We start from the raw sequence: 9,178 nt of genomic DNA on the forward strand, positions 1-9,178 counted from the left end.
TGAACATGGAGAACTGGCTATGTCTCTCATCTGGATCAAGGACCTGCGCGTCTCGTTCGACGGAGTACAAGTGCTGCATGGTATCAATCTCCAGGTTGGCAAAGGAGAGTCGATCGGCCTGGTCGGCGAAAGCGGCTGCGGGAAGTCCGTCACTTGGCTTGCGGCCCTGGGCCTTCTGCCGCAACGGGCGCAGATCAGCGGATCGGTAACGCTCGAAGGCAGGGAGCTGGTCAATGCTTCGCGGGGTGAGCTTGAGCAGGTGCGTGGCGGCCGCATCGCCATGATCTTCCAGGATCCATCGTCCTCGCTGAACCCGGTCCAAAGGGTGGGCAAGCAGCTGGATGAAAGCCTCCGCCTTCATCGCGGCCTCAGCGGTGCCACAGCCCGGGCTGAAGCGATACGCTTGCTGGACCTGGTGGGCATTCCTTCCGCCAAAACCCGCATCGACCTCTATCCGCATGAGTTTTCGGGGGGACAATGCCAGCGCATCATGATTGCGATGGCGCTGGCCGGCGAGCCCGACCTGCTGATCGCTGATGAACCGACCACCGCGCTCGACGCGACGATCCAGGCCCAGATCCTCGATCTTCTGGCCACAATCCGCCATGAAACCGGCATGGCCATGGTGTTCATCAGCCATGACCTCGGAGCGGTTTCCGCGGTCTGCGACCGTGCGGCTGTCATGTATGCGGGGCGTGTCGTCGAGCAGAACCACATCGGCGAATTGTTCGACAACCCGCGGCACCCCTATACGGTCGGCCTGTTCGAGGCAATACCTGAGCTGCAGGGCCCCCGCAGGCGTCTCCAGCCAATCAACGGCACGGTTCCCAATCCACGCCACTTGCCCCGTGGCTGCGCTTTCTCCCCGCGTTGTGCCCATGCCAGTGATTTCTGCCGTTCCGCGCAACCGGCGCTTCTCCAGCAACCAGACGGTGGCCAGGTTGCCTGCTTCCACCCGGTACGGGATCCCCGCCGCACCTTTTCTCCAGCAAGCGCAGAGCTGGCAGCCTGATGTCTGTTCTTCTGCAAGCGTCAGGTCTCTGCCAGCAGTACACAACAGGCAAGACGCTGTTCAAGCATCCGACAGTTGTTCGGGCAGTCGACAGCATCGATCTCGAAATCCGAGAAGGAGAAATTGCCGGCATTGTCGGGGAATCCGGGTCAGGGAAATCGACCCTTGGAAGGATGCTCCTCGGCATTGAACCGCCATACAGGGGCGAACTGACCTGGAGGGGTGCGCCTATGCCAGCCCCCGGTACACCTGAGTGGCGCAGGCTGCGCCGGGAAATGCAGCTCATTTTCCAGGATCCGCTCGCAGCCCTCGACCGCCGGATGACCATCGCCGACCAGATTGGTGAACCGTTGGAGATTCATGGCCTTGTACCGCGTGAGGCCATTAGAAACAGGGTGTCGGAACTCATGGGCAAGGTTGGTCTGCGGCCCGACCAGGCCGGGCGCTACCCGCACGAACTTTCCGGAGGGCAACGTCAGCGGGTGGTGATAGCCCGGGCGCTGGCCATGGCGCCGAAATTCCTCGTTTGCGACGAGCCTGTTTCAGCGCTGGACGTATCGATCCAGGCGCAGGTGGTGAACCTCCTCTATGATCTCAAGCTGGAGGAAGGCCTGACAATGGTCTTCATCAGCCACGACCTGAAGGTCGTGCGGAACCTCTGCGACCGGGTCGTGGTGATGTATCTCGGCCGTATCGTTGAAGAAGGACCCGCCGACGAGATCTTCGCCAATCCGCGCCATCCGTATACGCAGGCATTGGTTTCGTCCGTGCCGAGCGCGGGCAGGGGACATGCCAAGCGCATCCTGCTGCAGGGCGAGCCCCCCAATCCGGCGTCGCGGCCCTCCGGCTGCGCCTTCCATCCCCGCTGCCATCTTGCAGATGCGGCGTGCAAGGCCGAGGCGCCAGCCCTGATCCGGGATAGCCATCGCCTGGCCGCCTGCCTGAAACTTCGAGCAGCACCCAATCAGGATCAGGTCCGGGAAATCCATGCTTAGGCACATCCTGTCACGTCTCGTCCGTTCTTTCCTGACACTCATGCTGGTCATGACCTTCGCCTTCCTGGTTTTGCGCCTGTCTGGCGACCCCGCACTCATCCTGCTTGGCCCCGATGCACCGCAGGACGCCATCAACGCGTTTCGCGAACGCTGGGGCCTCAACGATCCGATCTGGAAGCAGTATCTCGCCTATCTTGTCCAGCTGCTGACCCTCGAATTCGGCGTATCGATGCGCGACCAGGTGCCGGCGCTTGACCTCGTCCTGTCGCGCATTCCCGCAACACTGGCGATCACGCTTCCCGCGCTCCTGCTCAAGGTTGGGCTTGGCATTCCGGCAGGAGTCTATGCAGCCTTGCACAGGCAGTCGATTGCCGATCGTGGGGTCATCACTCTGTCGATCCTGGGTTTCACGGTGCCCTCCTTCGTGCTCGGGCTTCTCCTTGTGCTGGTCTTTGCCGTGCAACTCGGCTGGCTTCCCTCCGGCGGGCAGGAAGGGGTGGAGCATGCGCTTCTGCCGATATTGACGCTTTCGGTCGGCGGGATCGGCATCATGGCGCGCTTTGCCCGATCAGCCATGATCGAGGTTCTTGGTCAGCCCTATATCCGCACTGCCATGGCCAAGGGATTGAGCTGGCGCAGCGTCGTCTGGAAACATGCACTCCCCAATGCCGCCGTGCCGATCGTCACGCTGCTCGGTTTCATGATCGGCTCGCTCATCGCTGGCGCAGCGGTGGTGGAGAGCATCTTCTCCTGGCCCGGCGTCGGCAGGCTGATTGTCACAGCTGTCGCCAACCGTGACCTTGCCGTTGTTCAGGCCCTCCTTCTCGTCATCGCAAGCTCCATGATTGTCGCGAATTTCCTGGTCGATCTGGCTTATGGGCTGCTCGATCCAAGGCTGCGCTCCAGGCGCGCCGCTCACTGAGGATTTGAAGGTCATGACTTCTGTTGAAGCCACACTCGAAAGTTCGGCGAAGCGCAGCCTTCTGTCCCGCCTGCGCCTGAACCTACCCTTCCTGATATGGGTGTCGCTGCTCTGGCTCATCGCCATGCTGCTGGTCGCTGTCTTTGCCGACCAGATGCGCCCCTACGCAATCACGAAGATGGATCTTAGTGCAAGGATGGCTGCTCCAGGCACGCCCGGACACTTGCTCGGAACCGACGATCTCGGGCGCGACGTGCTTTCGCGGCTCATGCAGTCCATCCGGGTCTCGCTTGTCATTGCATTTGGCGCGACACTCCTGTCGGCAGTCGTCGGCACCGGCCTCGGCTTCCTTGCCGCGCAGTTCCGCGGATGGGTCGAGGGAGCCGTGATGGCGCTGGCCGACTTCCAGGCCGCGCTGCCGTTCCTGATCATGTCGCTGGCCGTGCTCGCCTTCTTCGGCAACTCGATGGTTCTGCTTGTCTGCCTCATGGGCTTCTACGGCTGGGAACGCTACGCACGCATTGCCCGTGGCCTTGCCATCTCCGCCTCGGCGCAGGGCTATGCCGGAGCCGTGGTGCAGCTGGGAGCAACGCCCGCGCGCGTTTACCTCCGTCATATCCTGCCGAACGTGGCCTCCACCCTGATCGTTTCGATGACCCTTACATTTCCTGAAATCATCCTGATGGAATCCGGTCTGAGTTTTCTTGGCCTCGGTGTCCAGCCTCCCCAGAGTTCACTGGGCAACATGGTGGGCTTTGGACGCGAATATCTCACGCAGGCTCCATGGATCATGCTCGCACCATCCTTCGTCATCGTCATGACCACTCTTTCAATTTCGCTGCTGGGCGACTGGCTGCGCGACCGCCTCGATCCAACCCTTCGCTAAACCTGGGAAAGAACAGCATGTCCCGCATCATGGCGCACCGCGGTGCGCGCAACCTCTGGGCTGAGAATTCGCTTCTTGGCTTCCGCAAGATCCTCGAGCATGGCTTCGAAGCCGTTGAATTCGACGTTCATCTGACCGATGCCGGCGAACTGGTCGTCATCCACGACGCCACACTGGAGCGTACGACCGATGGCACTGGCCCGGTGCGCAATCTGAGGCCTGAAGACCGTCGGCGACTGCGTCTTCGTGGTCCGGATGGCCAATTGATCGATGAATGCCCGCCGACACTCGAGGACGTACTTGCGGTCATCGCAACCGATCCCGCGATTGAACCGTGGGTCGAGTTGAAGTCGGATCCCGATGGCCGACCCTACGAAGGAATGGTCGAAAAGGCGGCCGCGGCGATCCGCGCCGCGGGTCTCGCCAATCGATCGGCGCTGCACAGCTTCGACATCGACGTTGTAGCCGAGGTTCGGGATGTCGCGCCTGAAATGCGCCGCCTCGTCTCCGTTCACGCGCCGTCCGCAGAAAAGCATGGCGGCCTTGCTGCCCTCATCGAAAAGGTCCGGGGGCTCGTTGACGTTCTTGGTGTGCATCACGCGTTGTTCGAGGCGGAATTCGACCTCATCGCCCGCGAATGGGGCGTTGAGAACTGCTCGGTCTGGACGATCAACACGACCGAACTCATGCAGAAGTGGATCAAGGTCGGACCTGCCTTTCTTGTCTCCGACGATCCGGTCACGCTCAAGTCCCTGCTGCGCCAGGACGCAACGGCGGCATGAACAGGATCAAGGCTTTATTGTTTGACTGTGACGGGGTCCTGCTCGACAGCGAACCTCTTGGATGCCGTGCTCTGGCGGAGGCAGTGACCGCCGCTGGACGGCCCATGACGTTTGCCGAAGCGCGCCAGGTTTTCTCTGGCTGTGCGGCTGAGGACAGCCGTGCCTGGATGGCCCGTGAGGGTCTTGAGGCTGCGGAAGTCTTCGCTGAGAGCGACGAGATCCTCTTTCGCATGTTCGCCTCTTCGATCCCGCTCATTCCGGGCATTGAAGCCGTCCTCAGGGACTTCCCGCTCAAGATGGCGATCTGCTCGAATGCGTCGCATCGCAGGCTCGCGGTTTCCGTCTGCCGCACGACGATTGCTTCGCGCTTTGGCCCTCACATCTATTCGGCGGACCACGTTGAAAAGCCAAAGCCTGCACCGGACCTGGCGCTGCATGCCTGCCGCGAGCTGGGGGTGGCGCCGCACGAAGCCCTCTTCATCGACGACAACTTCCACGGCATCCACTGCGCCAAGGCTGCGGGCTGCCTTGCCGTCGGTTTCGTTGGTCCTTCGGACGACAGGCCCGGACACGACCGGGCTCTATGGGAGGCCGGTGCGGACCATGTGGTTCACGGCATAGCCGAGTTCCAGAACCTTCTCAGAACTCTCACAATCAAAATTCTAGAGGATGCATAGTCACTATGAATGATCTTCCATTGCTCGGCGCAGCCATGACGGTTGCAGATCTCGAACAGCTGCAGGACTTCATCCTGAATGAACACCGTGACCTGGAGCTGCAGGACTTCTGCGTCCAGGGAGCGCTCGACAGGGACTGGAGGCCCGCAGCCGAACGGGCGCGGGTGCTCTTGTCCGGTTACCGAGGCCGGCTTGGTATCCATGGCCCATTCTGGGGCCTTCATATTGCCAGTTCGGACGCTGAGATCCGCAAGGTCGTAAGACGCCGGATGATGCAGGGTCTTGATGTCTGCGAGTTCCTTGGCGCGAGCCAGATGGTGATCCACTCGCCTTACACCTCCTGGGACTATAACAACCTCGACAATGCGCCGGAGCGTCTGTCCTATCAGTCGGTGCTCGACCTGACCCACGCCACGATGGACGAGGTCGTTTACCGGGCTGAACAAATTGGGGTGACGATGGTGGTCGAGAACATCATGGACAAGGATCCCGACATCCGGCGTATCCTCGTGGATGCGTTCAGCACGCCTGCAATGGCTGTCTCGGTGGATACGGGCCATGCCCACTATGCCTGCGGCTCCAAGGGCGCGCCACCGGTCGACTATTTCATCCGTCGCGCGGGTAATTCCCTGCAACACGTCCATCTGCAGGATGCCGACGGCTATGCGGACAGACATTGGGCGCTCGGCGAAGGCACCATAAGCTGGCACGCCGTTTTCCGCGCCATCGGCGAACTCACCTCTCAGCCGCGCCTGATCCTCGAACTGCGCGATAAGAGCGGCATCCTTCCCTCTGTCGCATGGTTGCGCGCCCGGCATCTGGCTCGTTGAGCCTCGCTATCCCACCCGCATAAGCCTCCTGGCGGTCTTGTTGCTTGTCGCCAAAGCACCTGGAATGGTATCCCGGTTGTCATCGGTCTCGGTCAGCACGATGCAACTGATCCTGTCAATATGCATAGCAAGTTCCGTGTTCTGAAAGGTGCTTCCTTTATATCGGTATGGTACCGGAAACCGGGCTAACCACTACCTTCGCACCACAGCCCTACATGTGCGAGGTTCTCCACGACCGGCGTTCATCAACTGGAGACCGAAGGGCGCGCCGGCCGCAAGGGCGATCGCCGATCACCTGACCCGGCTCGACTTCGTCATTATGGACGAACTTGGCTATCTGCCCTTCGCCCAAGCCGGCAGGCAATTGCTCTTCCATCTCATCAGCAGGCTCTACGAGCGAACCTCGATCATCGTCACCACCCATCTCGTCTTCGGCGACGCCAAAATGACCACGGCTTTGCTCGACCGGCTCACCCATCACTGCGAGATCATTGAGACCGGAAACGCCTCGTGGCGTTTCAAAAGCCTCTATCAAAGCTAAAGCCGAGAACCAAATTCAACCGCACCCGATCAGGCTGTGCAACCCTGACTAGCGATGCCTGATCGGGTGCTCGCCGTCGTGCCCTTCACAACCCAAAACAGGGGTCCCTATTCCGCGATGACAGTCGGGAGTGAAGAGGTCGAGAACCGCTGCGACAGCATCCCACATGGCGCTGACGGTTCTTTCAGCTTTTGCACGTAATAGCGCGTTGAGTTTTGAGAAAGCATTTTCGATGGGGTTGAAGTGGCTTTGTCGCAAACTTGCCATTTGGACGAACAAGCTGATCAGATACGGCATTCATGCAGCGAGGATTTCAAACTACTCGGCGAGTGATGGTGCCGGATTGTAGGCGTACCTCGCCTGTCGTTTGCGCATCATGTGAACCATTTCGATCCCGGACAGGATCGTCGCGGCGCTGCCAGTTGATTTGAATCCCAGCATGGAGCGTATCCGGCGCTTGATGCGGCGATGGTCCTGCTCTATGCGGTTGTTCAGATATTGGCTTTGCCGGATGCGGATTGGCTTTAACAACCGTCGTGATCGATTTCGCAGGCGGCTTTCGCCATCACAGGCAATGATCGCCTCGTGATTGGTCTGGCTGCCGTCGATGACGATGCGCTCCGGTCGCCCATGGCGCGCAAACGCCTTCCGGATAAAGCGCTTGGCAGCCAATAGATCGCGATGTTCGCTGAAGAAGAACTCGACCGTGTCGCCCAGGTTGTCGATGGCACGGTAGAGATACATCCATCGACCACGAACCTTCACATAGGTCTCATCGACATGCCATTTACGGGTGACGGGTCGCTTGCGATGGTTGAACCGTTCGAGCAGCAGCGGTGAGAAGCGCACGACCCAGCGATGGATTGTAGAATGGTCGACGTGAATGCCTCGCTCGGCCATCATCTCCTCCAGATCACGTAGGCTGAGATTATAAGCCAGATACCAACGTACGCACAGCAGGATTACTGATTGGTCGAAGTGACGGCCACTGAACATCGGCGAGCTCCCAGAAATGGAGGGCTCTCATGCCACAGCCAAGGTTGACAACAGGTTTGCGACAAAGCCACTGTAAGTCGTCGTGTGCGAAAAGGGCGTGATTGCCGGCGAACAGTCGAGCCACAACTGGGGCTGAGTGCGACAGATGGGACGGGCCGAGCAGGAACTGCCGCTTTCCGCACGCAGCATGGAAATCTGGCGGGATATGGATCGAAAACTTGGCAGCCCTACCGGCTATGGGCGTACCGGCATCATGTATGTCGCCTACACGGATGCGGATGAGCAGCACTGGACGACGTGGCACGAGATTGGCAAGCGGCACGGCGTTGTTACCCATGAACTATCGGGAGCAACGGTCGCGGCAAAACTCCCGGGCAGGGCAGCGCAACCCGCGTGTGGCCCTGTATTCGCCTCACGACGGTTGCGCGGAACCATGGCTTGCCGTCCCCGCCATGGCCCGGGCGGCACGTACCGCCGGTGTCCGCGTTTTGACGCAGTGCGCAGTTCGGACCGTCAAAAGGGCAGCGGGCAGGGTGTCTTCGGTGGTGACGGAGCGTGACACGATCAGGTGTGATAGCGCGGCAATCTGCTGCGGCGCGTCGAGCCGATTGTTTGCCGGCAATCTTGGGCTGGACTTCCCTTCATTGAAGGCTATTGGCACGGTCGCCAGGGTCTTAGGCGTTTCCGGAGTGCCGGACTTCCCGGTCGGCGCGGAAAATTTCTCGTTTCGTCTTCGTGCGGATGGACAGCATACATTGACGCTTCGCAACGCGAACATCGCACCGGTTCTCATCGACAACCTTATTTTACTGCCGCGGTATGCGTCTCACCTGCGCAACAATTGGAGCGAGTTCAAGTTGCGCTTCGGACGTTCCTTTCCGGAAGATCTGGCATTCCGAGGCGATGGTCGGCCGACGACAAGACGATTTTCGAAGCGGTCCGTACGCTTGACCCGCCAGCCTCCTCAACATTCCTCCGGCGGTCCCAGCGCAACGCTTCGAAAGCTTTTCCGGCTTTCGCAAGCGCCAGGGTAACGACGAGTTGGGTAGGTGTGATGGACGTCACACCTGACGCTGTACCCGCGATCGATGCCGTTCCCGGCCGGCCCGGCTTGTTTATTGCGGCGGGGTTTTCCGGTCACGGGTTAGGGACCGGCCCGGCGTCAGGTGAGCTGCTGGCCGACCTCATCACAAACAGAACGCCATCCGAAGCCATACGGCTTCAGCCGCTGGCAATGACGGTTGGCATTGAAGACCAGCCTTGGAAGTTGCCGGTTCGTCTCGGTCCAGAGCAATTGTAGCTATTCGCCCACGGTCTGCGGCAGCACGAAGGGCACGTGGGCTGGGACGGCTCCTACCCTGAGCGCGCATTGGAAAACATCGCAGAGCAGCCCGTCCTTCATGACTGCGTGCGGCGCACCAGTGGTCGCGATCTGTCCATCGCGGAAAACAGCCACATGATCAGCAAAGGCAGCCGTGAGGTTCAGGTCGTGCAGCACGGCGATCACGCCGCCACCGCGTGAGGCGAAGTCGCGTGC

General features: G+C 60.5%; 9 protein-coding genes and 4 pseudogenes. 10 read left to right on the forward strand and 3 right to left on the reverse strand.

Features of this window, described 5'->3' with window-relative positions:
• Positions 1-19: 19 nt before the first annotated feature.
• From IEX27_RS19845 to IEX27_RS19880, 8 genes and pseudogenes are all read left to right on the forward strand, one after another.
• The gene (locus IEX27_RS19845; RefSeq protein ID WP_188722840.1) at positions 20-1,012 is read left to right on the forward strand and encodes an ABC transporter ATP-binding protein; all 993 of its coding nucleotides are present in this window, start codon (positions 20-22) and stop codon (positions 1,010-1,012) included.
• Positions 1,012-2,007 carry an ABC transporter ATP-binding protein gene (locus IEX27_RS19850; RefSeq protein WP_188722841.1) on the forward strand — a complete coding sequence of 332 codons (996 nt, stop codon included), beginning with the start codon at positions 1,012-1,014 and terminating at the stop codon, positions 2,005-2,007. Before IEX27_RS19845 ends, IEX27_RS19850 begins: the two co-directional genes overlap by 1 nt.
• Entirely contained in the window at positions 2,000-2,929 is a 930-nt protein-coding gene (locus tag IEX27_RS19855) for an ABC transporter permease (RefSeq protein ID WP_188722842.1), read from the forward strand. Before IEX27_RS19850 ends, IEX27_RS19855 begins: the two co-directional genes overlap by 8 nt.
• A 13-nt stretch (positions 2,930-2,942) precedes the next feature.
• Positions 2,943-3,815 (forward strand): ABC transporter permease, encoded by an 873-nt coding sequence (locus tag IEX27_RS19860; protein WP_188722843.1) that lies wholly within the window; start codon positions 2,943-2,945, stop codon positions 3,813-3,815.
• A 17-nt stretch (positions 3,816-3,832) separates the two neighbouring features.
• Entirely contained in the window at positions 3,833-4,597 is a 765-nt protein-coding gene (locus tag IEX27_RS19865; RefSeq protein WP_188722844.1) for a glycerophosphodiester phosphodiesterase family protein, read from the forward strand.
• Positions 4,594-5,274 (forward strand): HAD family hydrolase, encoded by a 681-nt coding sequence (locus tag IEX27_RS19870; RefSeq protein WP_188722845.1) that lies wholly within the window; start codon positions 4,594-4,596, stop codon positions 5,272-5,274. The genes IEX27_RS19865 and IEX27_RS19870 overlap by 4 nt, the downstream gene beginning before the upstream one ends.
• A 5-nt stretch (positions 5,275-5,279) precedes the next feature.
• Positions 5,280-6,104, forward strand: a complete 825-nt coding sequence (locus tag IEX27_RS19875) for a sugar phosphate isomerase/epimerase family protein (RefSeq protein WP_188722846.1) — start codon at positions 5,280-5,282, stop codon at positions 6,102-6,104.
• Positions 6,105-6,344: 240 nt separating this feature from the next.
• Positions 6,345-6,645: pseudogene (locus tag IEX27_RS19880) on the forward strand (ATP-binding protein); the annotation flags it as partial.
• A gap of 48 nt (positions 6,646-6,693) precedes the next feature.
• Here IEX27_RS19880 and IEX27_RS21470 read toward each other — a convergent pair.
• Positions 6,694-6,888, reverse strand: a pseudogene (locus IEX27_RS21470) (hypothetical protein); the annotation flags it as partial.
• A 75-nt stretch (positions 6,889-6,963) separates the two neighbouring features.
• A complete protein-coding gene (locus tag IEX27_RS19890) occupies positions 6,964-7,641 on the reverse strand; it encodes an IS6 family transposase (protein WP_188722847.1) in 678 nt (225 codons plus the stop codon).
• A gap of 205 nt (positions 7,642-7,846) precedes the next feature.
• Between IEX27_RS19890 and IEX27_RS19895 the strand changes: the two are divergent.
• Together IEX27_RS19895 and IEX27_RS21475 are read left to right on the forward strand one after the other, a co-directional pair.
• A pseudogene (locus IEX27_RS19895) lies at positions 7,847-8,309 on the forward strand (NAD(P)/FAD-dependent oxidoreductase); the annotation flags it as partial.
• A gap of 173 nt (positions 8,310-8,482) precedes the next feature.
• Positions 8,483-8,941, forward strand: a complete 459-nt coding sequence (locus tag IEX27_RS21475; RefSeq protein WP_244630468.1) for an NAD(P)/FAD-dependent oxidoreductase — start codon at positions 8,483-8,485, stop codon at positions 8,939-8,941.
• Here IEX27_RS21475 and IEX27_RS19905 read toward each other — a convergent pair.
• A pseudogene (locus IEX27_RS19905) lies at positions 8,942-9,178 on the reverse strand (heme ABC transporter ATP-binding protein); the annotation flags it as partial.

Origin of the sequence: Nitratireductor aestuarii, from assembly GCF_014641695.1 — a bacterium.
Taxonomy (GTDB): Bacteria; Pseudomonadota; Alphaproteobacteria; order Rhizobiales; family Rhizobiaceae; genus Chelativorans; species Chelativorans aestuarii.